This is a genomic window from Mesorhizobium qingshengii, from assembly GCF_027563465.1.
GTDB classification, from domain to species: domain Bacteria; phylum Pseudomonadota; class Alphaproteobacteria; order Rhizobiales; family Rhizobiaceae; genus Mesorhizobium; species Mesorhizobium qingshengii_A.
Map to the genome: position 1 here is coordinate 483,462 of NZ_JAPFQA010000002.1, position 25,226 is coordinate 508,687.

The window sequence follows — 25,226 nt, forward strand, 5'->3', positions numbered from 1 at the left end:
GGAGACGCAGAGATGGCCAGCCTCGAACAATATCAATCCAAGCGCGATTTCAAGAAGACGTCCGAGCCGGCCGGCAAGGTGCCGCTCGGCAAGGGGAGCAGCGCGGGCGGCATCTTCGTCATCCACAAGCACGCGGCGACGAGGCTGCATTACGACCTTCGCCTCGAGCATGGCGGCGTGCTGTGGAGCTGGGCGGTGACGCGCGGACCGAGCCTGGACCCGCATGAGAAGCGGCTGGCGGTGCATGTCGAGGACCATCCGCTCGACTACGCGCCGTTCGAGGGCACCATTCCCAAGGGCGAATATGGCGGCGGCTCGGTCATCGTCTGGGACGAGGGCACATGGACCCCCGAGACCGACCCGGCCAAGGCGATGAAGAAGGGGCATATCAGCTTCGAGCTGCACGGCCACAAGCTGCACGGTCTCTGGCATCTGGTCAGGTTGAAGCCGCGCGCGGGCGAGAAGCGCGATAACTGGCTGCTGATCAAGTCCGACGATGCCGCCGCGCGTCCCGGCGAGGACATCCTCAAGGAGGCGCCGGAATCTGTGAAGTCCGGCTTGACGGTCGAGGAGGTCGGCGAGGGCAAGACCGCCAGGGGCGAGAGGCCTGGCGTCTGGCATTCCAACAAGCCGGCCGCCGGCAAGGCGAAGCCCGGCAAGCGCCTCAACTTCATCGAGCCGCAGCTCGCCACGCTTGAGCGGGAAGCCCCGCCGGGCAAGGACTGGCTGCACGAGGTGAAGTTCGACGGCTACCGCATGCAGGCGCAGATCGCCGGCACCGACGTGCGATTGCTGACCCGCACCGGCCTCGACTGGACGGAAAAATTCGGCAGCGAGATCATCGCGGAGCTGGCAGCGCTGAAATGCAGCGACGCCATCATCGACGGCGAGATCGTCGTGCTGGCCGACAGCGGCGTCTCTTCCTTCGCGCTGCTGCAGCAGGATTTGTCGGCGAAGCGGACAAATCGCTTCATCTACTATGTGTTCGACCTGATGCGCCTCGACGGCAAGGATTTGCGCGCCGAGCCTCTGGTCGAGCGCAAGCAGGCCTTGCAGGAGCTGCTCGGCGAGCAGTCCGAGAATGCGGCGGTCCGCTTCAGCGACCATTTTTCCGAACCCGGCAAGATCATGCTGGAGCATGCCTGCCGCATGGGTCTGGAAGGCGTCGTCTCCAAGCGCGCCGACGCGCCCTATCGCAGCGGGCGCGGCCCGACATGGGTGAAGTCGAAGTGCACGGCGCGACAGGAATTCGTCATCGGCAGCTATTTGCCGTCGGAAAAGACCGGGCGCGGGCTGCGCTCGCTGCTGGTCGGCTATCACGAAGGCGGCAAGCTGCATTATGCCGGGCGCGTCGGCACCGGCTTCTCCGCCAAGGGCGCCGCCGACCTGAAGACAAGGCTCGACGCGCTGAAGGCAACATCGTCGCCTTTCGACGAAGCGGTGCCGAAGGGCAAGGGCCTGGTCTGGGTCAAGCCGGAGCTGGTCGGCGAAGTGGAGTTCCGCAGCTGGACCTCCGACCGTATAATACGCCATGCCTCGTTCCAGGGATTGCGCGAGGACAAGCCGGCGGAGGAAGTCGTGCAGGAAAAGCCGAAGGCATCGACAGGCAAGAGCCCGGCCAGGGCGAAGGCGGCATCAAGCGGCGCCGCCGAACCCGCCGGGGCGATGACGACCACGGTAAAGCTTTCCCATCCCGACAAGCTGCTATGGCCCGAGGAAAAGATCTCCAAGCAGGGCCTGCTCGACCACTACGCGCAGGTCTGGCCGCGCATGGAACAGTTCATCGTCAACCGGCCGCTCAGCCTGGTGCGGGCGCCGGACGGCGTCGGCGGTCCGCGCTTCTTCCAGAAGCATGCATCCGCCGGCATGAGCGACAAGATCGCGCGGATGAAAGACCCGACGGACGGCGAGGAGATCCTGTTCGTCAGGGATTTCGACGGCGTCGCGGCACTCGTCCAGTACGGCGTGGTCGAGATCCATATCTGGGGCTGCACCGTTGACGAACTGGAAAAGCCCGACCAGATCATCTTCGATCTCGACCCCGATGAAGGCGTCGAGGTCAAGGCGGTGCGAGAGGCGGCACTCGATATCAGGGGCAGGCTCGACGAGCTGGCGCTGCCGAATTTCGTCAAGACATCGGGCGGCAAGGGCTACCATGTCCTGGTACCGCTGAAGCCCTCAGCGGATTGGGATGCGGTGAAAACCTTTGCCCATGATTTCGCCAAGGCACTCGAACAGGCCTCCCCCGACCGCTACACGGCGACGCTGTCGAAGAAGGCGCGCACGGGAAAAATCTTCGTCGACTATCTGCGCAATGGCCGGGGCTCGACGACGGTCGCGCCCTATTCGTCTCGCGCCAAGAAGGGCGCCACCGTGTCGATGCCGGTGACCTGGCCCGAGATCGAGGCCGGGCTGGCGCCGAATGCTTTCCCGATCGGCGACAAGTCGACACTGAAGCGGCTGGCGCAAACCGATCCGTGGGCGGATTTCTTCGCGCAGGGCAAGGCGCTGAAGCGGGGTTAGCCGCTGCGCATTAGTCGGCAAAGCATCAGGCCAGAAACACCTTCTCGAAAGCCTGCTTGCCCGGCGGCGAGAAAATGACCGCGCGGCTATCCTTCTCGCGGCGCGCCCATTTCTGGGCGAGGATCTTGTCGAGGATGGCGGCGCCCAGCGTGCCGGCGAGGTGCGAGCGGCGGACGCTCCAGTCGAGGCAGGCGCGGCAGACCGGCCGTCGCGGCTTGGCATCGACATCGATGCCGATGGCGGCGAAATGCGATGCCGCCGACGGCCCGAGCCTGATCTCCTGGTCGTTACGCAGGATGATCTCTTTCTCGACAAAACGGTCGAGCATCGCCACGGCCTGCTCGCCAGCGAGGTGATCGTAGCAGACGCGCGCCACGCGCATGGCCGAATCGCGTGGGCCCTGCCGCACGCGCTGCGGCCCGACAGAAGCGGCGACGCCGGTGATGGCTTCGATCATTCCGGCCACTTGCGGACCGGCAAGACCGTAGTAGCGATGCCGGCCCTGGCTCGCCAGCGTCAGCAATCCGCCCTCCATCAGCTTCGACAGATGCGAGCTGGCGGTCGGCAGCGATACGCCGGCCTCGAGCGCCAGTTCACTCGCCGTCAGTGCGGTGCCGCCCATCAGCGCGGAGAGCATGTTGGCCCGCGCCGGATCGCCGACCAGGCTGGCTATGCGGGCAATGTCGGGTCCTTCACGCATAGTTCGTTATCCATTGAAGCATCGCTGCGAGATAATCACTATTCTCGGTTCAGCTCAAGCAGGCGGCGCAGCCGACCGCCAGCTGCCTAGCACAATGAAGCGCGCGACGTTTCGACCGTGCTCGAACCATCGATGCAACGACCGAGGAGACGACAATGGCCATCACCTGCTTCATCCGCTACGAGATCGACCCGTTCGGCAAGGCGGCCTTCGAGGAGTACGCCCGCAACTGGGGCCAGGCCATACCGCGTTGCGGCGCCGATTTGATCGGCTATTTCGCGCCGCACGAGGGCTCGGCCACGACAGCCTATGCCGCCTACAACATCGAGAGCCTGGCCGCCTACGAAGCTTATCGTGCCCGGCTTGCCGCCGATCCCGCCGGCAAGGCAAACTACGCGTTCGCCCGCCGCGAAAGATTCATCCTCAAGGAGGACCGCATGTTCCTGAAACTGGCTTCCGGCCCACACGCCAAGCTGGTGCTGCCGTGATCGCCGTCATCTTCGAGGTCGAACCCGCGGAAGGCAAACGCGATGCCTATCTCGGGATCGCCGCCAAACTGCGCCCTTTGCTCGACGGCGTTGACGGCTTCATCTCGATCGAGCGCTTCCAGAGCCTGGTCGACCCGAACCGCATCCTGTCCCTGTCGTTCTGGCGCGACGAGGACGCGGTCAAGGCCTGGCGCAACACCGAGGAGCACCGGCAGGCGCAACAGGCCGGCCGCGGCGGCATCTTTGCCGGCTACCGTCTGCGCATCGCGCATGTGGTGAGGGATTACGGGCTGACCGAGAGGGACGAGGCGCCGGCGGACAGCCGGGCGGTGAATGGGTGAGGCTTACGGGTTGATGTGGGCGCCGCCCCTCATCCGCCTGCCGGCACCTTCTTCCCGTATAGTGACGGGGAGAAGAGACAAGCTCCGGCGCCGGCGACCCCCTCTCCCCGTTCTTCACGGGGAGAGGGTAAGGGTAAGGGTGAGGGGCGGCGCTGACCTTTGCCGCTCTTACCTACGCATTGCCGATCAGCACGCCGGCCGCGAACACCAGAGCGCCGCCGAGCACCACCTGGAAGGCGGCGCGCAGGAACGGCGTCTGCATGTAGCGGTTCTGGACGAAGGCGATGGCCCACAGCTCGAAGAACACCACCACCGCGGCGACAGCGGTCGCCGTCCAGAAATGCGGGATGAGATAGGGCAATGCGTGGCCAAGGCCACCCGCCGACGTCATGACGCCGGTGGTGATGCCGCGTTTCATCGGCGAGCCGCGGCCCGACAGCTTGCCGTCGTCGGACGCCACTTCGGTGAAGCCCATCGAGATGCCGGCGCCGATCGAGGCGGCAAGGCCGACCAGAAAGGTCTGCCAGGTGTCGTGCGTGGCGAAAGCGGCGGCGAAGATCGGCGCCAGCGTCGACACCGAACCGTCCATCAGGCCAGCCAGTCCCGGCTGCACATAGGTCAGGATGAACTGGCGCCGCTCGGCCGCGGCCTCTTCGTCCTTCACTTCGCCCGGCACGTGCTTTTGCTCAAGGCGCTGCGCCAGCGTCTCGTGCCCCTGTTCGGCCAGCGCCAGGTCGTCGAGCAGTTTTCTGGTCGAGGCATCGGTGGTGCGCTTTGCCGCCTCGACGTAGAACAGATAGGCCTGCCGCTCCATCGCTTCGGCCTGGCTGCGCACATGCTCGACGCCGAGGGGTCTCACCAGCCAGTCGGGCTTGCGCTCATAGTAACCCTTCACATGTTCGCGCCGGATCAATGGAATGCGCTCGCCGAAACGCTGGCGATGAAGCTCGATCAACGAGTCGCGATGGCCGTCCTCTTCCTCGGCCATCTCCTCGAACACTTTCGCCGATTGCGGAAAGCTTTCCGCCAGCCCGTCGGCATAGGCACGGTAGATGCGCCCATCATCTTCCTCGGACGAAATGGCCAGCGCCAGGATTTCCTGCTCGGAGAGCGATTCGAAAGGACGGCGGCCGAAGCCGAAGCCGAAAACACGGGAAAGCATGAGGAATTCACCCTAGTTTAGAATAATTCTAAACTAGGGTTTGACACGCCCCCGGTCAATCGCGCGCTTGCGTCGCGAGTCAAGAATTGTTGAAGTCTCCGGTCGGCGCCGGCCCTTCATTATCGGCAAAGATTCACCTATATAGCTGAACCTAAGCCAAGAATAGGGAAAGCCGCAGATGACGACAAGGCAGCACGCACCGGAATTCGACCCCAAGCCCGTTCTCGATCTCATCGCCAGCATCGAGGCCGACCTGCAGCGCCTGAAGGGCCTGGTCGAGCAGCAGGTCGAGAAATTCGATCCCGCCAATCCGCACAACAAGGCCCCGGACGGCAAGCTGACGGAGGAAGGCGTGGAGTGCTGCTACCGCATGTTCGACGAAGGCAAGTCGCGCTATTCGGTCGCCCAGCAGATGAAGATCTCGTTTGCCGCCGCCACCCACCGGTTCAACAACTGGCGCAAGTTGGGCGGCACGAAGAGGCAGCGGGCGCTTCTGGGGTGAAGAGAGGTTGGCTGCAAGGCCAATTGCCGGTCCCGGCGCCTCTCATGAACCCCAACCTTGTGACGGTCACATTTTTTCAATGGTGTGCCACCGTTGTTTGCAGGCATCATGAGAAGACACTGTCTCTTTTTGCTGGACCTCGCATGACCGCCACCACGCCTCCCGGCATAGCCGACATCCACCGTGCCGCAGCCCGGCTTTCCGGCCTGATTGTCGAAACGCCGTTGATCGAATCGCCTGAACTCAACAAGCGCTTCGGCGCCCGCATCCTGTTCAAGCCGGAGACGCTGCAGCGCACCGGCTCCTTCAAGTTCCGCGGCGCCTACAACAAGCTGTCGTCGCTCAGCGAAGAGGAGCGCCGCCGGGGCGTCGTCGCCTTCTCGTCGGGCAACCACGCGCAAGGCGTCGCCGCCTCCGCCGCGATGTTCGGCGTCAAGGCGGTCATCGCCATGCCGGCCGACGCGCCGGCCATGAAGATCGGCAATGTCCGCAAGATGGGAGCGGAGGTGGTGCCGTTCGACCGCTTCCGCGACGACCGCATGACCGTGGTGGGCCCGTACATCGAAAGGGGCATGGTGCTGGTGCCGCCCTTCGACGATCCGGCCATCATCGCCGGCCAGGGTACGATCGGCCTCGAATTGATGCGCCAGGTGGAAGCGCTTGGCGTGGGCCTCGACGCGGTGCTGGTGCCCTGCGGCGGCGGCGGCCTGAGCAGCGGTATCTCTGTCGCCGTCAAGGACGCCTCGCCCGGCACTGCCGTCTGGGCCGTGGAACCCGAGCATTTCGACGACACCCGCCGCTCGCTGGCAGCGGGCGCCAGGGTCGCGAACGCGCCGGGCCACAGTTCGATCTGCGATGCTATCCTCACCGCCGAGCCGGGCGTGATCACCTTCGAGATCAACCGCAGGAACCTTGCCGGCGGCATCGCCGTCTCCGACAAGGCGACGGCCCAAGCGATGCGCGACGCCATGGCCTATCTCAAGCTGGTGGTCGAACCCGGCGGCTGTGTCGGGCTGGCGGCGCTGTCGTCGGGCGAGATCGAGCTGGCAGGCAAATGCATCGCCGTGGTGCTGTCCGGCGGAAATGTCGATTTCGGCACCTATGCGGGGATCATGGCGGCCGCATAGGGTGGCGACGGTCTGGTCACGCAGCGGTCCAAAGTGTTGGAGCGCCACCGCACGGTATCGACGGCGAGGGTGAAGGAGTTTGACATGGAGGACCGGGAAATCCGAGCGGCCCTCGATCATCATTGGGCTGCCTCCGATGCTGATGACCTCGAAGGGGAGCACCAGATCTATCGGGAAGACGCGGTGCTCGACTATCCGCAATCGGGCGAGCGCATCCGCGGGCGGCGGAAGATCCAGTCATCTCGCGCCGCGCAGCCGAACCGGAAGCGCTTCACAGTGCGGCGGATCGTCGGTGCGGGCGACCTCTGGGTCACGGAATATGTCCTGGCCTATGACGGGCGGCCGTCTTACACGGTGAGCATCATGGAGTTCCTCGATGGCAAGGTGGCCCGCGAGACCCAGTATTTCGGCGATCCGTTCGAGCCGGGGCCTTCGCGCGCGCAATGGGTCGAGCGGATACCCTGAAACCTGGCCGCCATGAGGATGACCATCCGCCGCCCGCTCGCACGCTCGGAGTTGCCTGACGATACGGCCGATCTCGCCCGCACTCTCATTGGCAAGGTCGTGGTGCGCGAGTTGCCCGAAGGCGTCGTCAGCGGCCGCATCGTCGAGACCGAGGCCTATGTCGTCGGCGACGCCGCCGGGCATGGCTACCGCGGGATGACCCCGCGCAACCGCTCGCTGTTCCTCGAACGCGGGCATGCCTATGTCTATCTCGCCTATGGCGTCTCCTACATGCTGAATGTCTCGAGCGAGAGGCAAGGGGTCGGCACCGGTGTGCTGATCAGGGCCCTCGAGCCGCTCGAAGGCATCCCGATCATGCGGCAAAACCGCGGCGTCGAGCGCGTGCGCGACCTGGCGCGAGGACCGGGAAGGCTCGCTGCGGCGTTGCGGATCGATCGTTCGCTCGACGGGCTCGATCTTTGCCGGCAAGGCCCACTGTGGCTCGCAGGTGATGACCACCAACCCGGCGACATCGGGCAGAGCATCCGGATCGGTATTTCGAAGGATGCGGACCGCCTGCTGCGATTCTATGTCAGGGAGAGCCCGTTCGTCAGCGGTCCGGGATCGCTCAGGGAATAGGAGACAGCCACACTTTCAGTGTCGCCCCGATGTCCGGCGCGCGATGTGGTTCCGTGGCTCGATCCAAATGTCCGCCGTCCAACCCATCTCGGCCATCTGGGCCAGCCAGCTTGATGCTAATCCAGCGTGCGGCGGAACCGCAGCAGCGCGGTGCCGGCAAACACCACCACGAACAGCAGCAGCCAGCCGACCTCGGTCCCTATCGCATTGAAGTCGGCGCCCTTGAGCATGACCGCCCGGGTGATGCGCAGGAAATGCGTGAGCGGGAAGATCTCGCCCAGGACCTGCGCCCAGCCGGGCATGCCGCGATAGGGGAACATGAAGCCGGACAAGAGCAGCGACGGCAGGAAGAAGAAGAAGGTCAGCTGCATCGCCTGCATCTGCGAGCGTGCCATGGTCGAGATCGTGTAGCCGAGCAGCACCAGCGCCAGCACGAAGACAAGCACCGCCGACAGAAGCAGCGTCAGCGAGCCGACGAACGGGATGCTGAACAGAAGCTTCGCCGCGACCAACACCACCGCCACCTGCACGGCGCCGACAACGAGGAAGGGCAGCACCTTGCCGAGCATGATCTCGGCCGGGCTGGAAGGCATCGCCAGAAGGTTCTCCATCGTGCCGCGCTCGGTTTCGCGCGTCAGCGCCATGGCCGTCATCATCACCATGGTCATCTGCAGGATGACGCCGAGCAGGCCAGGCACGATGTTGTACTGCGAGACGCCTTCCGGATTGTAGCGCCGGTGCACCACCACCTGCAGCTGCCCCCTGGCGCTTTCCGCGGCGGTCGCCTGCATGCCCTGCGCGCGCAGCAGCGCCTGGCTCGCCACATTGCTCAAGGTCGAAACGGCGCCGCTCGCGGCGGAAGGATCGGTTGCGTCGGCCTCGATCAGGATCTGCGGGTTGTCGCCGCGCTCGACCCGCCGGGCGAAATCGGCCGGGATCGTCACCACGAAAGAGACGGCGCCCTTGGCCATCAGCGCCTCGGCCTCGGCGGCGCTCCGCGCCACATAGTCGAAGCGGTAGTAGCCCGTCATCTGCAGGGCGGAGACCATGGCGCGCGTATACTGGTCGTTGCTGATGGCAACGAGCGCCGTGGGCAGGCTCTTGGGATCATTGTTGATGGCGAAGCCGAACAGCACCAGCTGCATCAGCGGCACGCCCAGCATCATGGCGAAGGTGATGCGGTCACGCCGCATCTGGATGAATTCCTTGATCAGCAGCGCGCCGAGCCTGGCGAAGGAAAAGACGCTGTTCATGCCATGTTGTCCTTCGAGCCGGACATGAACTGGATGAAGACATCCTCGAGGCTGGTTTCGCCAGGCGTCACCATCACGCCCTTATGCTCCTTCTCGACATCGGCGAGGGCGGCTTCGAGCTTCTCCCTGTCGGAACCGACGACATGCAGCGTCGCGCCGAACGGCGCCACCTGGTCGACACCGGGCCGGCCATCGAGCGCCGCCGCGACCTGGTCGAGATGCGGGCCCTGCACGATGAAAGTGGTCAGCCCGGCATTCCTGACCACCTCGGCCACGGTGCCGGTGGCCAGCATCTTGCCATAGGAGATGTAGCTGATGCGGTGGCAGCGCTCGGCCTCGTCCATGTAGTGGGTGGAGACCAATACGGTCAGTCCGCCGCTGGCGAGGCGATGGATCTCGTCCCAGAATTCGCGCCGCGCCTTCGGATCGACGCCAGCCGTCGGCTCGTCGAGCAGAAGCAGCTTCGGCTTGTGCATGATGCAGGCGGCCAGCGCCAGACGCTGCTTCCAGCCGCCGGACAATGTGCCGGCCAGCTGGTCGCGGCGCGAGGTCAGGCCGAGCTCCTCCAGCGTCCTGGCGACATACTCACCGACCGGCTTCAGCCGGTAGAGCCGCGCCACGAATTCGAGATTCTCGCCAATCGTCAGATCCTCGTAGAACGAGAATTTCTGCGTCATGTAGCCGACTTCGCGCTTGATGCGCAGACTCTCGGTGCGGATGTTGAAGCCAAGCACCGTGCCTTCGCCTTCGTCGGCCGTCAGCAGGCCGCACATGATACGGATGGTGGTGGTCTTGCCCGAACCGTTCGGCCCGAGGAAGCCGACGATCTCGCCCTCCGCCACCGCCATGGTCACATGGTCGACGACGGTCTTGTCGCCGAAGCGCTTGACCAGGCCGTGGACGTCGATGGCGTTCATTTTTCAGCGTCCAGCTCGACATCGACGATCTGGCCGGGCTGCAGCGGGCCGGCATCGCCCTCCGGCCGCGCCTCGACCAGATAGACCAGCTTCTGCCGGTTCTCGAGGGAGTAGATCACCGGCGGAGTGAACTCCGGATCCGGCGAGACATAGCTGACCCGCGCCTTCACATCCGGACCGCAGCCGTCGCAGTGGACGTTGAGCAAGGTGCCGACCTTGACCGAGGAGAAGGCGCTTTCCGGTATGTAGACGGTGAGCTTCACCGCGCCGTCGGGCAGGATCGAAATGACCGGAGCGGTCGGGCCGGCGGTGTCGCCCGGATTGCGGATGACGTCGTTGACGCGGCCGGGCGAGGGTGCCGCCAGCGCGCGCTTCGACAGCCGCCACTGCGCCTGCTCGAGCGTTGCCTGCGCCTGCTTGACCTGGTTGTCGGCGGCCTTGATCGTCTCGGGGCGCGCCGGCAGGCCGCCCACCGCGAGATTGGCCTCTGCCTGGCCGAGCTGCGCGTCGGCTGTCTCCAGCGTTGCCGACGCGGTGTCGAAATCGGCCTGGCTGCCGGTACCGCGCTTGAACAGGTCGGCGGCGCGAGTGTATTTGCGCCTTGCGTCATCCGCCTGCGCCTTGGCCATGTCGACCTGAGCCTTGAGCGCCGCGATCTCCTCCGGCCGCTTGCCGACCTGCAGATCGGCGAGCTGCGCCTGTGCCTGGGCGAGGCTTGCCTGCGCTTGCGCCACCGCGATCCTGGCATCGGCACTTTCCAGCGTCACCACGGGCGTGCCGGGCACAACGCGATCGCCGCGCTTGACGGAAACCGTCTCGACCTGCGCCACCTCGATCGGCGCCAGCAGCACATAGTCGCCTTCGACATAGCCGACGGCCAGCGGTGCTGCCGGGGCACAGGCGCCGAGAAGCTGGGCGGCGAGCGGCAGCGAACACAGAAAGCTCATGGTCTTTGCCCCTTCCTGGCAGCCAATATGGCCTTGAGATTGTCCGATGTGGCCGTCACCACCTTGGCCGCCTCGGCGGCGCCGATATCGCGCCAGCCCATGCGGCGCATCACCGCTTCGCGGCCGATGCGGAAATAGATGACCTGGCCGATCAGCGTGAACACGGTGAGCCGGGTCGCCTCGCTTTCGGCAGGCTCGCCCGTTGCCTGCTCCCACAGCTGGCAAAGCCGGCGGTGCGTCGGCTCGAAGACGCCGTCATAGATGCGGTCGAGCGCCGCGGTCGGATGGGAGAGCTCGCGCAAGACGAACTGCACGATCTCGCCGGCCTGGGGACTTGCCACGACAAAGCCGACCATCCGTTCCAGCGCGGCGAACAGTTGCGCCTGCGCCGCCTCCGGACTGCCCGGGACAGGCGCCTGCGCATTGCCGAGCGCCTGGCCGGCAACCGTCTGGATGGTCTCGACGATAAAGTCGGCAGCGGCGGTGCGAAGCCCTTCCTTGCCGCCGAAATGATAGGCGATCGAGCCGATATTGGCTTGCGCCTCCGCCGCGATCTCGCGCGTCGAGGTGCCGTCAAAACCCTGCCGCCCGAACAGTCTCAGCGCCGCCCGGACAAGGGCGGCTCGAGTAAGTTCCGCGGGTGATGTCTCGCGGCGCGGGCTTTTGGCATCCGACGACCTGATCATGAGCGCTATTTAATCAATCGATTGATTAAAGTCAACTTGCGTGCGCGGCTGTCTTGCCGTCGCCGGGGGCACTTGCCATCGCCGGTCGCAGACGCTCTAGTGCGCGGCCATGGGCAAGGAAGTCGAGCGCAAGTTCCTGGTCTCCAGCACCGCATGGCGGGATCTGGCGGAGGCGGATATCCGCATTCGCCAGTTCTATCTGGCCGCGGCACCCGGTCGCACCGTGCGCATCCGCATCAGCGATGGCATCTCCGCCAAGCTGACGCTCAAGTTCGGCAGCAGGGCGCGCGAGCGTGACGAATTCGAATATTCGATCCCCCTGGCGGAAGCCGAAGAGATGCTGGCCTTCGCCATCGGACGTGTCATAGAGAAGACACGTCACCATGTTAGGCATCGCGGCTATCTCTATGAAGTCGATGTCTTTGGCGGGCCGCTTGCGGGACTGGTGGTTGCCGAACTCGAAACGCCGGAAGACGTGCCGGACGAAATGCTGCCCGACTGGCTCGGCCGCGAGGTCACCGGCGAGTCTAAATTCTACAACGCGTCGCTCGCCCTTGGGGGGATTCCGGAGATCGCCGCATGAGTTTTCGTATCGATCCGCGCCTGCCGCTGACCGGCGAGGTCAGGCGTATCCTGGCCGAGGAAATCGGCAAGGCGCTGGCTCATCTCGACGCCGCGCCCAGCCGGCCGGAACAGGCGCTGCACAAATGCCGCAGGCGGCTGAAGAATGTGCGCGCGTTGTTGCGCCTTGTTCGTTCCGGAGACGAAACATTCTGCGAGACAGAAAACCAGTGCTACCGCAATGTGGCGGGCCTGCTTGCCGGGCCACGCGAGGCGACGGCGCTGATCGAGACCATCGACCGGCTTGCGGCAAGCTTCCCCGAGGAGAGCGCCGGCGACGGGCTGGGCGTGGTGCGCGACAGGCTGGTCGCTCACCAGCAGGAATTGCATGAAGGTAGCGGGCTCGAAGCGGCGATCGGCGCGGCAACCGCCGCTTGTGAAGAAGGCTTGAAGCGGATCGAAAGCCTCACCCTGCCGGACCAGCCGGAACAGGCGGCCGACGTGCTTGCCGACGGCGCCCGCAGCACCTTGTGCCGTGCCAGGAAAGCGCTCGACAAGGCCAGATCGCGCGGCGAAGCCAATGACTTCCACGATCTGCGTAAGGCGGCCAAGACGCACGGCATGCATCTGTCGCTGCTCGGCAGGCTGTGGCCGGCACCGATCAAGGCCCGGCGCAAGGCGGTCGACGAGCTGGGCGAGCGGCTGGGCGAGCTGCACGACGTGCTGGTGATGCGCGCGCTCCTCGACAGCGGTGAGCGGCCGCTCGGATCGCCCGAGGACAAGAAGCTTCTGGGCAAGCTTCTGAAACGGTCGGAGAAGAACCTCAAGAAGACCTGTCTGGCCGAGGCAACCGAGCTGTTCGGGGACAGTCCCAAGCGCTCGACACGAAAACTGGCCCGCAAGGCACGCGACGACCTGGCTGGCGCGGCAGTGAACGAGGATGCCGGCGTGCCCGGCTGATCATCATATGGGTGCGGGTGGGTTTCTCGCCTCCACCAATTGTCGTCCTTGGCGCCGCCCCTCATCCGCCTGCCGGTATCTTCTCCCCGTAGAGAACGGGGAGAAGGGTAAGGGGTGGGGGGCAGCGCAAACGCCCGAAAACGGTAAGTGTCGGGGCGAATTCAAATCTGGCTGGTTTTCAGGGTCGGCTGATCATGGTCCACATTGCCCGCCTGTGGTAATTGCCTTTTGGCATGAGCAAGCCCGGCGACACGCTTCTGGATCGACTTGGCCGCTGGCTTGCCGGCCGGCTGCAGGAAGAATCCTCCGGCTATGAGCCTTATACCCCGTCCGATGCCGAGACGCTGCGCCGCACGCTGGAGCCCGGCGACATCCTGCTGATCGAGGGCAACCAGAAGATCTCGGCGGCGATCAAGTACCTCACTCAGTCGACCTGGTCGCATGCGGCCTTCTATGTCGGCGATGCGTTGCCCGAGCCGGAGGACGGATCGGAGCGGCCGCGCCTGATCGAGGTCACGCTCGGCGAAGGCTGCGTCGCCGTGCCGCTGTCGCGCTATCGCACCTACAATACCCGTATCTGCCAGGCGAACGGGCTGACACCGGAGGACCGCGACAAGGTCGTCGCCTTCATGATCGGCAAGCTCGGCCTCAAATACGATCTCAAGAACCTTTTCGACATGCTGCGCTATTTCCTGCCGACGCCGCCGGTGCCTGTGCGCTGGCGCCGCCGCATGCTGGCCTTCGGCTCCGGCGACCCGACACGGGCGATCTGCTCGACGCTGATCGCCGAGGCCTATGGCCAGATCCCCTATCCGATCCTGCCCGAGATCACCCGCGCGCCAGGCCGCGCCTCGGCGCAGTCGAACTATTCGCGCAAGGAAATCCTGCACATCCGCCATCACTCGCTGTACACGCCGCGCGACTTCGACCTGTCGCCCTATTTCCGCATCGTCAAGCCGACGTTGGAATATGGGTTCGACTACCGGGCCGTGACGTGGGACGACCGGGCTGCCGATGCGCAGGCGGCTGACTAGAGCAGTTCACCGTTTCACGAAAACGGCAAACCGCTCTAACTCTTTGTTTTGACGCAATTCCCAAGGGAAAGCGCTACGCGCTTTTCCTGGAATTGCTCTAGCAGGTTCAACTACGCCGGCATGGGTTTCCGTGCCTTGGCGGCCCGGCCGTCTGCTCTCGCGCCGGCGTCGCGCGGGTGGGGGCCGATCGGCATGATCGCCTCAAACGGCGTCGCACCAAACGCGAATGTCCATTTGTAGCCGACCAGCCCGTCCTCCGGCGTCGTGTGCTGGTCGTGATGGGCCAGCAGTTTGGCGCGATCGGCCAGATCCTCGGCCTCGCGTCGCACCATCTCCGCCGTCTCCGGCCGCATCCGCCTGGAGAAGCTGACGAAGGTGGCCTCCTTGTCGATATGGCTGATGGCCCAGCCGACGAAGTTCTTGTTGGTCATCTCGAACAGGGGTCTCAGCGGCCCTTCGAAATTCCACTGGATCGGCGTCTCGACCAGCAACCTTGCCGACAACCCACGGCCGAGGGCGACCAGACCCAGTTCCTCGAGGTCGCGCAGATAGAGAAACATCGAGGCTTCGCTCAGGCCTTGCGAGCGCATGATGCCTTCGGGCGTGAATTTTTCCGACAGCATGACGAAGACGAACAGCAGCGCCGGCCGGCCGGCCAGCTTGCGCTCGATCTCCGGCGCGATGTGGTTGACCGGCCCCGGCCCGCGGTTCATCGAGCCGAGCACGTTTTCCAGCTCGACGCCGGCGGCGGCGCAGATTTCCATCAACCGGTCGAGCTTGCAGTTGCGCTCGTGGAAGATGCGCTTCACCGTCGGCTCGGAAACGCCCATGCATTCGGCAAGTTCGCGATAGGTGACGCCCTTCGCCTTCAGCGTCCGTTTCAGCGCCTCAAAGATCAGGCCATTCATGGGATGCACCTCTTGCCGGCAGTTTCGTATTGAATTTCGATACTATCGCCAATCGGACTTTCGGAAAAGTATCGAAAATCATAATTCTGCGTCGTCATCACAGGAGACCAACCATGAACAGCTTCATCACCCCGGCCTTTCTCGCCATCATCGGCATTGCCTCGGCGCCTGCCGCCCAGGCCGGCGAGCTCTGGCGCGCCACCAGCCTTGAACAACCGGAATCGGCGCTGTTCGACGCCGCCAACAACCGCATCATCGTCTCCAACATCGTCGGCAATCCCGGCGAGGCCGATGGCAACGGCTATCTCAGCGTGCTGTCCCTGGACGGCAAGACGCTCACCCGGCACTGGACCGGCGGCATGGATGCACCCAAGGGCATGGCGATATTGGGCGGCAAGCTCTATGTCGCCGACATCACCAAGGTTCGCGTCGTCGATCTCGCCAGCGGCAAGCTCGTCGCCAGCATCGCGGTGCCGAATGCCGTCTTCCTGAACGACATGACTTCAGACCAATCCGGCAAGGTCTATGTCACCGACATGCTGGCCGACGCCATCTACCGCATCGACGGTGACCGGCCGCAGCTGTTCGTCAAGGACGCGATGCTGGCTTCGCCCAATGGCGTCTTCGCCGATGGCGACCGGCTGGTCGTGGCGTCCTGGGGCAAGGGCATCAAGCCCGACTTCAGCACCGCGGAACCGGGCGGGCTGCTGTCGGTCGACATTGCCAGCCAGGTGGTTTCGCCATTGCCAGGCGCGCAGAAATTCGCCGACCTCGACGGCGTCATCGCCATCGGCGACACGATCTATGCGACCGCCTACATGACCGGGACGCTCTACCGCTATCATGCGGGCGGCGCGCCGGAAGCGGTGGCGCATTTCAAGCCGGGCAGCGCCGACATCGGCACAGACGGCAAGTCGATCCTCTACGTGCCGCTGATGAACGAGGGCGAAGTGGCGGCGCTGAAGCTCGACTGAGAATACGTGCGATGCTTCCGGATCGGTCCGCGAGACTCTCGCAAAGCGTCGCCCAATCGGCATTGGACCTCCACATCGACCGGCCTGCCATCTGGTCCTGCCGTTCGCTCCGGGATATGCGCCTGCAATCCGTTGCATGAGTGAAGCCGTGAAGACACCCAGCCTGACCGGCGCCGTTTCCCCGATGATCCCGGTGCTCGTCTGCGCGCTGGCGATCTGCCTGCTGTCGGGGATGGATGCGGCGATGAAGACGCTGGTTGTCGCCGTCGGCGTCTATAACACGGTGCTGTGGCGCAGCATGGTCGCGACTGTCGTCGCGGGCGCCGCCTGGTCGGCGGGGCCACGCGCGAAGCCAACCCTTGCGGTGCTGAGACTGCATGCGCTGCGCGCCGCGATTGTCGCCATGGTTCTCATTTGTTTCTTTTGGGGTCTCGCCAGGCTGCCGCTGGCGGTGGCGATCGGGCTCAGCTTCGTGGCGCCCTTGTTCGCCCTCTTCCTCGCCGCACTTTTGTTGGGCGAACGCATCCGGCGGCAAGCGATCTGGGCATCGCTGGCCGGCATCGCCGGCGTCGCCATCATCTTGGCCGGCCAGTTTGGCCAGGCGAGCTATTCGCAGGATGCCCTGCTTGGCACGGCGGCGGTGCTCGTCTCGACGGTGTTCTACGGCTACAATCTGATCCTCGCCCGGCAACAGGCGCAGTTGGCCAAGCCGATCGAGATCATGCTGTTCCAGAACCTTTGCGTCGCCATCATAATGGGTCTCGCCGCACCCTGGCTCGCTGTCGCTTTGCCGGCTAATCTATGGCTTTCCTTGGCGGGAGTGACGGTGCTGTCGCTTGCCGGGCAATTCCTGATGAGCTGGTCCTATGCGCGTGCCGAAGCGCAGTATCTGATCCCGACGGAATACTCGGCCTTCATCTGGGCGATCGCGCTTGGCTGGTTCTTCTTCGACGAGGAGGCTGCCTGGACCACGTTGGCGGGAGCATGCCTGATCGTCGCCGGCTGCCTGCTCGCCGCGCGCGCAAACCCGAAGCTCGCCGAGCCAATCGAGGCGGCGGTTTGAAGAAGCATGTCTTTCCAACGGGCCATTGTGACGCTGTACGCCGCTGGCCTGGAAGCTAACCAAGAAGGTTGCGCGCGGTGCGCATGAACACCTTCGACCCAATCGGGTCGGGCCAACTGATCCAGCCGCTGCAATTCCCAGGTGATCACACGCCACGTTCAATGACGCCGGGACGAGATGGCGGTGCGTGCGGCTGTCATGCTAGGCTGGCGCATTGTTGTCTTTTGGCGGGAAATCGGCGGCAATCCCAATTTCATCGACAGAGTCAAAGGGATAAAGCCGTTGAAAATCCTGAAAACCTTGATGACATCGGCATGTTTGCTGTCGACGATTTTCGCGCTGGCGGGCTGCGGGCACCTGATCAACAGGTTGATCTGACCGCGGGCGTGACGGGGGCGTCGTCAGGCCGAAGGCTGGACCTTGCCGGTCAGGCGTCGTCGCCCACCACCTTGCGTCGCTGCAGAAGCCGCGCCACCAACCAGCACAGCATCGCCCAGGCGAAGCCAGCGCACCAGCCGGCCAGCACATCCGACGGCCAGTGGACACCGAGATAGATGCGGCTGACGCCAACCAGCAGCGTCGTCAGCACCGCCAGCGACAACACGTAGACCTTGATTGTCCGGCCCGGCAGGAAGCGAGCCGCCAGCGAGCCGAGTGTCAGATAGGTCACCGCCGACAGCATGGCGTGGCCGCTCGGAAAGGACAGCGAGGTCTCGGTGACCAGATGCGAGACGAGTTCGGGTCGTGGCCGGTCAACGCCGACTTTCAACAGGCTCGACAGCACCTGGCCGCCCGCCACCGCTACGAACATGAGAAGCGCCGTTGCCGGACGGCGGATCAACAGCTGGTAGATGATTGTCGCCGCCGTGATCAGCACCAGCACGCTGACGCTGCCGAGGCTGGTGATGTCGCGCATCGCGCCCTCCAGCCATGGAGCGCCGATCGGGACACCCGGCTGGCCGGCCTGACGGAAGGCAAGCAGGATTTCGGTGTCGAAGGCGTGCGGCGTGGTGGCCCGCGCCACCTCCATCAATTCCTCGAATCCCCACAGGCCGCCGGCGATGACCAGGCCGGCCAGCAGCACTGGGAATTCGAGCCGGTTGAGCAGAGCGTTCGCAGCGTTCTTCATCAGTTATCCGCCGTTACAACCGCGCTTGCAGATAGGGCCCGAGCGTGATCAGCGCCACGGCGGCGACCGCCAGCACGATGCCGGTTGCCTGCAGCACGTTGACGCGCTCGCCAAAGAACACCAGCGCCACGACATTCACCGAGACCAGCTGGATGACGGCCGAGAGGCTGAACGACACCGACATGCCGAACTCGCGGATCAGCCTCAGCATGATCAGATTGCCCAGCGAATAGAGCGCGAGCGTCAGCAGGATCTTGCCCAGGCTTGGCGCCAGTCCCCATTGCTTGGCGGCGGTCGCCGCCAGCAGGAAGATGACCGTCGAAAAGCCGAGTTGCAGCAATCCGGAAAAACTCACGCCCTGTCCCCTCTCGAAGCGGCGCGCGCCGCGTGTGTCGCAGACCTTGTTTCCGAAGCGTGCGGGCACGTCAAGCAGACCTCTTGCCCGAACGGCGGATGGCGGATTGCCGTGGGCGGCTGAAAGAGGGCTGCCGGTGTCACGAAAATGTGATCGGCCGGCTATAAGGGGTCAAACTCCGATCCCGCTCCAGCCACTCCAATAGCCAGAGGCTACCCCCATGACCGATCATCGCTCCCCCGACACCGGATTCGCCACCAGCCGGCTCGAGGAAAACGAAGGACCGGCCACCAACCCCACCGACAACCGCACCATGGGCGAGATCATCGCCGCGCGATTCTCGCGCCGTGGTTTCCTGAAGGGTTCGCTGGCCGTCTCGGCGATCGCCGCCACCGTCAGCCCGCTGGCGCTGGTCAGCGCCGGCAAGGCCCGGGCCGCCGAAGGCTCCGCCTTCTCGTTCGACGAGCTCGAGGCCGGCATCGACGACAAGCACCATGTCGCGCCGGGCTATGACGCCGACGTGCTGCTGCGCTGGGGCGATCCGCTGTTTGCCGATTCGCCGGAATTCGATCCGACGAAACAGTCGGCGCAGGCGCAGTCCAGGCAGTTCGGCTACAACAACGACTATGTCGGCTACATCCCGATCGACGGTTCGGCCGAACACGGCCTGCTGGTGGTCAACCACGAATACACCAACCCGCATCTGATGTTTCCCGGCCTCGTCACCATCGCCGACGGCAAGGCCAGCCAAGCGCCGCTCAGCAAGGAGCAGGTCGATGTCGAGATGGCGGCCCATGGCGGCACCATCGTCGAGATCCGCAAGCAAGCCGGCAAATGGCAGGTGGTGCGCGACGGCAAGCTCAACCACCGCATCACCGCCAACACCGAAATGGCGCTGTCCGGCCCGGTCGCCGGCCATGACCGCGTCAAGACCAATGCCGATCCATCGGGCACCAAGGTGTTCGGCACCATCAACAATTGCGCCGGCGGCGTCACGCCCTGGGGCACCTATGTGATGTCCGAGGAGAACATCCACGGCTATTTCTCCGGCGAACTGCCGCAAGGCCACAAGGAAACCGCCAACTACAAGCGCCTCGGCATCCCCGAAGGCGCCTATGAATGGGCGGCGCACTACGATCGCTTCGACCTCGCCAAGGAACCGAACGAGCCCAATCGCTTCGGCTGGATCGTCGAGGTCGACGTCAACGATCCGACCTCGACGCCGAGGAAGCGCACCGCCATGGGCCGCTTCAAGCATGAGGGCGCCGAATCGATCGTCGCCAGGGATGGCCGCGTCGTCTTCTATCTCGGCGACGACGAGCGCTTCGACTATGTCTACAAGTTCGTCACCACCGGCCGCTTCAATGCCAGCGATCGCGCCGCCAACAAGGACCTGCTCGACGACGGCACGCTGCACGTCGCCAAATTCGCCGAGGACGGCTCGGTGGAATGGCTGCCGATCGTCTTCGGCCAAGGCCCGTTGACCGCCGAGAACGGTTTTGCCAGCCAGGCCGACGTGCTGATCGAGACGCGGCGCGCCGCCGACCTGCTCGGCGCCACCAAGATGGACCGCCCCGAGGACATCCAGCCCAATGCCGTCAACGGCAAGGTCTATGTCATGCTGACCAACAATTCGAAGCGCAAGGCCGACCAGGTCGATGCCGCCAATCCGCGCGCCGCCAACGCCTTCGGTCACATCATCGAGATATCGGAGGACGGCGGCGATTTCACTGCCGCCAGCGGCAAGTGGGAGGTGCTGCTGAAATGTGGCGATCCGGCGGTGGCCGAGGTTGGCGCCACCTTCTCGACGGCAACGACGGCCCATGGCTGGTTCGGCATGCCCGACAATTGCGCGGTCGATTCAGCCGGCCGGCTGTGGGTCGCCACCGACGGCCAGGGTCCCAAGGCCACCGGCCGCACCGACGGCCTGTGGGCGGTGGACACCGAAGGCGCGGCGCGGGCGACCTCAAAACTGTTCTTCCGCGTGCCGATCGGCGCCGAAATGTGCGGCCCGCTGTTTGCGCCGGATGATCAGACCGCCTTCGTCGCTGTCCAGCATCCGGGCGATGGCGGCGAGGACTGGGAGGCGTTCGGCCGCCCGTCCTACTATGAGGACCTGTCGACCCGCTGGCCCGATTTCAGGCCCGACATGCCGGTGCGGCCGGCGGTCGTTGCGATCACCAAACAGGGCGGCGGCAAGATCGCGGTCTGACACGGACCATTTTTCGATCTGAACGGGACTTCGGATCACCGAAGTCCTCCCCTTTTTTGCACGACATCATTCAAGCCTCGGGAAAGATTGGCAATTTACACGTGGCGCCCTAGGTCATGACCAGGAGACCCACCATGCCGAAGTCCGTTTATGACCGTGGCCTGCTCAAGCCTGGCGAGATCGCCAGGCTGCAGCGCGTCTTCGACGAGGCCTGCCGGCGGCGCGAAGCGCATCCCGATTCGGCAGAGGCGCGCGAACTGGCCCTCACCCTGCTCGCCCTGCACAATGCCGGCATGGTCGAGGAGGACATGCTGATGGAAGCCGTCGGTTTCCGGCGGCTCGAGCCGAAGTCGGCATGACACCCACGAGCCGACGGCTGCCCTACCCCGCGCGCTGAACCACGGCCACATTCATCGCGCTTCTCAATCGGAAGCCGATGGACTCGTACAGTTTGATGGCAGCAGCGTTCGTGGCATAGGCGTGAAGATAGGGTATCTCGCCGCGCGCAAGAATCTGGTTTGCCACGAACACGGACAGCAGCCGGCCGAGGCCGCCGCCGCGAAATTCCGGATGCGAGCACACGCCGCTGAGTTCGGTATAACCGGGCTGCTTCATGCGCTCGCCGGCCATCGCCACCAGCCTACCCTCGACCTTCACACCCCAGAACTCGCCGAGGCTCAATGCCCCGAGCGTGAACGGGCCTGGCCTGGTGAGCGACGCCAAAGCGAGCATCTCGGCTGCATCGTCTTGCGTCAGGGGCTGCACGCGCTCATCCGACACGGTGCGCAGCGGCGTCTCGGCAACCATCTGCACGCCGAAAGCGGTCGAGATCGCCGATAGCCCCACAGGAAGAGCAATCGCGTCCGCCTGAAGCATGATCACGCTCTCGTCTGGGGAAACGAGCTTTGCGAGCGCCTGGAGGCTTTCCGCGTCGTCCGTGGCGGTGGCCGCGAAGGGAACGATCGACAGGGGATAACGCCTGGCGAGCTTGTCACCCTGCGCGAAGGCCTGATGGCGCGTGTCCAGCGCGCTCCAGACGGGACGATCGAGCACGTGCTTCATTGTGCTGTGCCTTTTTCCACACGACGATCGAGCGGGGCCGCGGCCAGACCGTCCTCGATGGCGGCCAGTTGGGCAAGCAGCGGCCCCGAAAGGTCCCGGCACAAATCCGCGACGGCGCTCTCGATGCGCGGCCAGACGTCTCGCTTTGCAAGATCGACAAGGCTCCGACCGCTCTTTGTCAGGGAAACCATCCTGCGCCGCTGGTCGCCGTCCGATTGCGTGACCTCGACCAATCCCAGATCGGACAGAAGCGACACGCTTCGCGTCACCCCTGGCTGCGTGATGCCGAGAGATTGCGCCAGCTCGCCGACGGGCAGCGGCCCCAGCCGGTCGAGCGCGGCCAGGAGAGGGTACTGGCTGGACTGAACCGGAACGTCCAGGCAATCGAGCAGACGCTGCGTATCGGCCTGCAATTGCTCGCCGATGCGCTTCAACCTGCTGCCCAGGCACAGGAAGCCAAGAGATCGCAGGACGTCTTCCATCATCCCCTCGCTCGCAAACTATAACATGTTATATAACGGGGCAAGAAACAGGTCAACCTGCGCTGTGCGGACACGCCTCCAGCCATGTGCCATAAGCGCGTTCCTGAATCGACCGAGGCAGACCGTCGGTTCCCGGCGCCTCGAACCGAAATCAGCGTGACGCACCTGATGGGTAGGTGCCGGACCCGGCAATCCGCCTGGCGATCGCTTTTGCCATGATGACGGAATTGGCGAAGCAGCCGCGGATGCTTGGCCGCATGCCGGTGAACCAGAGGCCGGGCCATTTCGGATCGCTTTCGCCGCCGTTGAAAAGCGGAAAGCCCTTGCTGTCGAGCACCCCCAGCTTGCCGACTATGGGCTCCAGCCCGGTGCGGTAGCCTGTCGCGGCAATGACGATGTCGGGAGCGATCAGGTTGCCATTGGCCAGTATCACGCCGTCGCGGGTGAATTCCCTTATTGCCGGCACCACGACGATCCGGCCCGACTTGATGGCGTTGACGGCGCCATCGTCGGCGGCGATCGCCGTGTAGTCCGAGGCCAGGCGCGTTACGCCGCCCGAAGGCGCGGGCGGCATGCCGAATTTGGTCAGGTCGCCGAAAGCCAGGCGCTGCGTCGCCGCGATCACCGCATCGGCGAGCCGCAAGGGCAAGCGCGCCATGAGCGGCGAGAGCCGGTGCACGGCGATCTTGCCGATCCGCTTGGGCAGAAGCGCAGGGCCGTTGCGGGCCGACAGCCAGACCGCGGCCGTGTCCACAGTCGCCAGATGATTGAGCGCGTCGAACCCCGAATTGCCGGCGCCGACGACCAGCACCTTTTTACCCGCATAGTCCTTCGCGACGCCAAAATCCGCCGAATGGATGATCCGGCCGGTGAAATCCTTCATTCCTTTCCATTCGGGAACGAAAGGCTGCCTGTCGCGCCCGGTGGCGATGACGACATGGCGGGCCAGGCGCGGTCCGGTGCTGGTCAGCACCGCCCAATGATCGCCCTTGAATGCGATCTCCTCGACAGCGACGCCGAACTGCACCGGCAGCCCGTGCGTCTCGCTGAACTCATTGAGATGGCGGATGACAAGGGGACGGGGCGGAAAAGCCGGCGTGCCGGCGGGGAAGCTGACGCCGGGTAGCGAAGAGAGGTCGCGATGGGTGTTGAGGTGCAGGTTGAGGTGCCGCCGGTGCCAGGGCTCGGCCAGCCGGCTTTCCTTCTCAAGGATCGCCGCGGGCACGCCGGCCTCGATCAACGCATGCGCGGCGGCCAGTCCGGCGGCGCCGGCGCCAATGACGATCGCCGGCTCGACTGCCACCGGCTGGTGCGCCACCGGTTTGATTGTCGTGTCAGCCATTGCCTCTCGAATCCTCATCCGACCCTTCCAGCGCCGCGCCTCCGTCGTGGAAGCGCAAGGCACGCCGCGGCGTTTTGATACCGCGCATGATCCTTGTCGCGAATCGCCACCGATTCTCGAGCCATGCGCCGGGCCGTGGTTGCGTCCTATATGGCATATACGCGATATCGGCGGTAATCAGGTCGCGGCAATGTGATTGATTCGAGATCCGGGGGCTTGGCGGATCTCGTGTTACCAGCGCGTGAACCCGAAACTCGCAGTCGGTTTTCGAGTTCACGGGCGAAATCAAAGCGCCACGGCGTGTCTTGCGTGTCCACACGGTGCGCGGCGCCGTAGACGGTACGCGGAATCTCGACCATGCCCTCCTTGCGGATCTATTTCGACAAAATCCTTGAGGGCGCCGCGCCCAAGGTCCCGCGGCGGGACCTGACGCATGTCGAGCGCCTGGCGCTCGTCCGCCGCCATGGCGATTTCTCGCTCGCCTATTCGACCGCCGTGCAGGGCAAGCTTTCTTATTTCGGCGACGCCAACGGCTACATCGCCTTCGGCACCAAGATGAAGCATCATTTCGCGCTCGGCGATCCCGTGGCGGCTCCGGCCCATCGGCCCGACTACATCAGGCGCTTCGTCGAGACCGCCGGCAGCCCGTGGTTCGTGCAGATCGGCGAGGCGACCGCGCGCGTGCTGGCAAGGCTCGGCTACAAGGTCAATCGGCTCGGCATGGACACCCGCCTCAGCTTGCCCGACCATGATTTTTCCGGGAAGCGCAACGAAACCGTGCGTTACTCCGAGCGCTGGCTGTTGAAGAAGGGGTTCTCGTTCGACGAGGACAAGCGGACAATCTTTCTCGACGAGATCGCACGGCTTTCCGAAAACTGGCGCGGCGACCGCATCGTCAAACGCTGGGAGATGGGCTTTCTCAACCGCCCGTTTGCGGACCATCTCGGCATCGACATGCGCCGTTTCGTCCTGCACGGCCCCGATGGCGAGCTGATCGCCCTGCTCGACTTCGATCCGTTGTTTCGAGACGGCAAGGTCATCGGCTACACCACGGCCTTCAAGCGCAAGCATATCGATGCCTCGCCGCATGCCGAGATCGGCCTGACCAAATTCGCCGTCGACCGTTTTCGCGAGCAAGGCATGTCGGTGGTTACGCTCGGCCTGTCGCCGATGCTCGATATCCGGCCAAGCGGATTTGCCGAAAGCGATTTCTGGCGCAACACCTTCCAGCGCGCCTACGAATCGCCATGGGTCAACCGCCGTAGGTTCAACCTGCAAGGCCAGGCGGCGTTCAAGCGCCGCTTCCATGGCACCGAGGAGCCGACCTATATCGCCTTCCGCAAGGGGACATATGTCGAGATGCTGGGACTGCTGCGGCTGGTCAAGGCTGTTTGAGGTTCTGCGGGACTTGGGTT

28 protein-coding genes are annotated in these 25,226 nt (G+C 64.7%); 16 read left to right on the forward strand and 12 right to left on the reverse strand.

Annotated elements, in window-relative coordinates:
* The first annotated feature begins 12 nt into the window (after window positions 1–12).
* On the forward strand, window positions 13–2,523 hold the full coding sequence (gene ligD / locus OOJ09_RS06930; protein ID WP_269904472.1) for a DNA ligase D: 2,511 nt from the start codon (window positions 13–15) through the stop codon (window positions 2,521–2,523).
* Between the two features lie 25 nt (window positions 2,524–2,548).
* On the opposite strand, the gene OOJ09_RS06935 is transcribed toward ligD, so the two are convergent.
* The gene (locus OOJ09_RS06935) at window positions 2,549–3,223 is read right to left on the reverse strand and encodes an ArsR/SmtB family transcription factor (protein ID WP_269904473.1); all 675 of its coding nucleotides are present in this window, start codon (window positions 3,221–3,223) and stop codon (window positions 2,549–2,551) included.
* A 155-nt stretch (window positions 3,224–3,378) separates the two neighbouring features.
* Here OOJ09_RS06935 and OOJ09_RS06940 point away from each other — a divergent pair, with 155 nt between their 5' ends.
* Both OOJ09_RS06940 and OOJ09_RS06945 read left to right on the forward strand, forming a co-directional pair.
* The gene (locus OOJ09_RS06940) at window positions 3,379–3,711 is read left to right on the forward strand and encodes an NIPSNAP family protein (RefSeq protein ID WP_269904474.1); all 333 of its coding nucleotides are present in this window, start codon (window positions 3,379–3,381) and stop codon (window positions 3,709–3,711) included.
* Window positions 3,708–4,052 (forward strand): antibiotic biosynthesis monooxygenase family protein, encoded by a 345-nt coding sequence (locus tag OOJ09_RS06945; protein ID WP_269904475.1) that lies wholly within the window; start codon window positions 3,708–3,710, stop codon window positions 4,050–4,052. The genes OOJ09_RS06940 and OOJ09_RS06945 overlap by 4 nt, the downstream gene beginning before the upstream one ends.
* A gap of 172 nt (window positions 4,053–4,224) precedes the next feature.
* Here OOJ09_RS06945 and mbfA read toward each other — a convergent pair whose 3' ends face one another.
* Window positions 4,225–5,214, reverse strand: coding sequence for an iron exporter MbfA (gene mbfA / locus OOJ09_RS06950; protein ID WP_269904476.1), 990 nt, complete (start codon window positions 5,212–5,214; stop codon window positions 4,225–4,227).
* A 178-nt stretch (window positions 5,215–5,392) separates the two neighbouring features.
* On the opposite strand from mbfA, the gene OOJ09_RS06955 reads away from it, so the two are divergent.
* From OOJ09_RS06955 to OOJ09_RS06970, 4 genes are all read left to right on the forward strand, one after another.
* A complete protein-coding gene (locus OOJ09_RS06955; RefSeq protein WP_269904477.1) occupies window positions 5,393–5,716 on the forward strand; it encodes a hypothetical protein in 324 nt (107 codons plus the stop codon).
* Window positions 5,717–5,859: 143 nt separating this feature from the next.
* Window positions 5,860–6,843, forward strand: coding sequence for a threonine/serine dehydratase (locus OOJ09_RS06960; RefSeq protein ID WP_269904478.1), 984 nt, complete (start codon window positions 5,860–5,862; stop codon window positions 6,841–6,843).
* Window positions 6,844–6,927: 84 nt separating this feature from the next.
* Window positions 6,928–7,308, forward strand: coding sequence for a nuclear transport factor 2 family protein (locus OOJ09_RS06965; RefSeq protein ID WP_269904479.1), 381 nt, complete (start codon window positions 6,928–6,930; stop codon window positions 7,306–7,308).
* A 12-nt stretch (window positions 7,309–7,320) separates the two neighbouring features.
* Window positions 7,321–7,926 carry a DNA-3-methyladenine glycosylase gene (locus tag OOJ09_RS06970; protein WP_269904480.1) on the forward strand — a complete coding sequence of 202 codons (606 nt, stop codon included), beginning with the start codon at window positions 7,321–7,323 and terminating at the stop codon, window positions 7,924–7,926.
* Window positions 7,927–8,042: 116 nt separating this feature from the next.
* On the opposite strand, the gene OOJ09_RS06975 is transcribed toward OOJ09_RS06970, so the two are convergent.
* Genes OOJ09_RS06975 through OOJ09_RS06990 form a run of 4 tightly spaced genes read right to left on the reverse strand, consistent with a single transcriptional unit; the run spans window position 8,043 to window position 11,729 of the window.
* A complete protein-coding gene (locus OOJ09_RS06975) occupies window positions 8,043–9,179 on the reverse strand; it encodes an ABC transporter permease (protein WP_269904481.1) in 1,137 nt (378 codons plus the stop codon).
* The gene (locus OOJ09_RS06980; RefSeq protein ID WP_269904482.1) at window positions 9,176–10,096 is read right to left on the reverse strand and encodes an ABC transporter ATP-binding protein; all 921 of its coding nucleotides are present in this window, start codon (window positions 10,094–10,096) and stop codon (window positions 9,176–9,178) included. The genes OOJ09_RS06975 and OOJ09_RS06980 overlap by 4 nt, the downstream gene beginning before the upstream one ends.
* Entirely contained in the window at window positions 10,093–11,043 is a 951-nt protein-coding gene (locus OOJ09_RS06985; protein ID WP_269904483.1) for an HlyD family secretion protein, read from the reverse strand. Before OOJ09_RS06985 ends, OOJ09_RS06980 begins: the two co-directional genes overlap by 4 nt.
* Window positions 11,040–11,729: a CerR family C-terminal domain-containing protein gene (locus OOJ09_RS06990; protein ID WP_269904484.1), complete on the reverse strand. Its 690-nt coding sequence runs from the start codon at window positions 11,727–11,729 to the stop codon at window positions 11,040–11,042. The genes OOJ09_RS06985 and OOJ09_RS06990 overlap by 4 nt, the downstream gene beginning before the upstream one ends.
* A gap of 109 nt (window positions 11,730–11,838) precedes the next feature.
* Here OOJ09_RS06990 and OOJ09_RS06995 point away from each other — a divergent pair, with 109 nt between their 5' ends.
* The 3 genes from OOJ09_RS06995 (at window position 11,839) to OOJ09_RS07005 (ending at window position 14,284) form a co-directional block, all read left to right on the forward strand.
* Window positions 11,839–12,312 carry a CYTH domain-containing protein gene (locus OOJ09_RS06995; RefSeq protein WP_269904485.1) on the forward strand — a complete coding sequence of 158 codons (474 nt, stop codon included), beginning with the start codon at window positions 11,839–11,841 and terminating at the stop codon, window positions 12,310–12,312.
* Window positions 12,309–13,250 carry a CHAD domain-containing protein gene (locus OOJ09_RS07000; protein ID WP_269904486.1) on the forward strand — a complete coding sequence of 314 codons (942 nt, stop codon included), beginning with the start codon at window positions 12,309–12,311 and terminating at the stop codon, window positions 13,248–13,250. The genes OOJ09_RS06995 and OOJ09_RS07000 overlap by 4 nt, the downstream gene beginning before the upstream one ends.
* A 233-nt stretch (window positions 13,251–13,483) precedes the next feature.
* Window positions 13,484–14,284 carry a lipo-like protein gene (locus OOJ09_RS07005; protein WP_269904487.1) on the forward strand — a complete coding sequence of 267 codons (801 nt, stop codon included), beginning with the start codon at window positions 13,484–13,486 and terminating at the stop codon, window positions 14,282–14,284.
* A 110-nt stretch (window positions 14,285–14,394) separates the two neighbouring features.
* Here the strand turns inward: OOJ09_RS07005 and OOJ09_RS07010 are convergent, their stop codons facing one another.
* Window positions 14,395–15,192, reverse strand: a complete 798-nt coding sequence (locus OOJ09_RS07010) for a helix-turn-helix domain-containing protein (RefSeq protein ID WP_269904488.1) — start codon at window positions 15,190–15,192, stop codon at window positions 14,395–14,397.
* A 113-nt stretch (window positions 15,193–15,305) separates the two neighbouring features.
* Here OOJ09_RS07010 and OOJ09_RS07015 point away from each other — a divergent pair, with 113 nt between their 5' ends.
* The 3 genes from OOJ09_RS07015 (at window position 15,306) to OOJ09_RS07025 (ending at window position 17,607) form a co-directional block, all read left to right on the forward strand.
* Window positions 15,306–16,166, forward strand: a complete 861-nt coding sequence (locus OOJ09_RS07015) for an SMP-30/gluconolactonase/LRE family protein (RefSeq protein ID WP_269904489.1) — start codon at window positions 15,306–15,308, stop codon at window positions 16,164–16,166.
* A gap of 136 nt (window positions 16,167–16,302) precedes the next feature.
* Window positions 16,303–17,229 carry a DMT family transporter gene (locus tag OOJ09_RS07020; RefSeq protein ID WP_269904490.1) on the forward strand — a complete coding sequence of 309 codons (927 nt, stop codon included), beginning with the start codon at window positions 16,303–16,305 and terminating at the stop codon, window positions 17,227–17,229.
* A gap of 183 nt (window positions 17,230–17,412) precedes the next feature.
* The gene (locus tag OOJ09_RS07025) at window positions 17,413–17,607 is read left to right on the forward strand and encodes a hypothetical protein (protein WP_269904491.1); all 195 of its coding nucleotides are present in this window, start codon (window positions 17,413–17,415) and stop codon (window positions 17,605–17,607) included.
* Between the two features lie 49 nt (window positions 17,608–17,656).
* On the opposite strand, the gene OOJ09_RS07030 is transcribed toward OOJ09_RS07025, so the two are convergent.
* A complete protein-coding gene (locus OOJ09_RS07030; protein WP_269904492.1) occupies window positions 17,657–18,358 on the reverse strand; it encodes a phosphatase PAP2 family protein in 702 nt (233 codons plus the stop codon).
* A 13-nt stretch (window positions 18,359–18,371) separates the two neighbouring features.
* Window positions 18,372–18,713: a hypothetical protein gene (locus OOJ09_RS07035; protein WP_091576210.1), complete on the reverse strand. Its 342-nt coding sequence runs from the start codon at window positions 18,711–18,713 to the stop codon at window positions 18,372–18,374.
* 220 nt (window positions 18,714–18,933) lie between these two features.
* Here OOJ09_RS07035 and OOJ09_RS07040 point away from each other — a divergent pair, with 220 nt between their 5' ends.
* Complete coding sequence (locus OOJ09_RS07040; protein WP_269904493.1) at window positions 18,934–20,925, forward strand: PhoX family protein; 1,992 nt, start codon at window positions 18,934–18,936, stop codon at window positions 20,923–20,925.
* Window positions 20,926–21,059: 134 nt separating this feature from the next.
* Window positions 21,060–21,284 (forward strand): hypothetical protein, encoded by a 225-nt coding sequence (locus OOJ09_RS07045; protein ID WP_269904494.1) that lies wholly within the window; start codon window positions 21,060–21,062, stop codon window positions 21,282–21,284.
* Between the two features lie 22 nt (window positions 21,285–21,306).
* On the opposite strand, the gene OOJ09_RS07050 is transcribed toward OOJ09_RS07045, so the two are convergent.
* The 3 genes from OOJ09_RS07050 to OOJ09_RS07060 all read right to left on the reverse strand — a co-directional run bounded on the left by OOJ09_RS07050 (window position 21,307) and on the right by OOJ09_RS07060 (window position 23,811).
* On the reverse strand, window positions 21,307–21,987 hold the full coding sequence (locus OOJ09_RS07050; protein ID WP_269904495.1) for a GNAT family N-acetyltransferase: 681 nt from the start codon (window positions 21,985–21,987) through the stop codon (window positions 21,307–21,309).
* Window positions 21,984–22,469, reverse strand: a complete 486-nt coding sequence (locus OOJ09_RS07055; RefSeq protein ID WP_269904496.1) for a MarR family winged helix-turn-helix transcriptional regulator — start codon at window positions 22,467–22,469, stop codon at window positions 21,984–21,986. Before OOJ09_RS07055 ends, OOJ09_RS07050 begins: the two co-directional genes overlap by 4 nt.
* A gap of 151 nt (window positions 22,470–22,620) precedes the next feature.
* Window positions 22,621–23,811, reverse strand: a complete 1,191-nt coding sequence (locus tag OOJ09_RS07060) for a flavin-containing monooxygenase (protein ID WP_269904497.1) — start codon at window positions 23,809–23,811, stop codon at window positions 22,621–22,623.
* Window positions 23,812–24,168: 357 nt separating this feature from the next.
* Here OOJ09_RS07060 and OOJ09_RS07065 point away from each other — a divergent pair, with 357 nt between their 5' ends.
* Window positions 24,169–25,206: a phosphatidylglycerol lysyltransferase domain-containing protein gene (locus OOJ09_RS07065; RefSeq protein ID WP_269904498.1), complete on the forward strand. Its 1,038-nt coding sequence runs from the start codon at window positions 24,169–24,171 to the stop codon at window positions 25,204–25,206.
* Window positions 25,207–25,226: the final 20 nt, after the last annotated feature.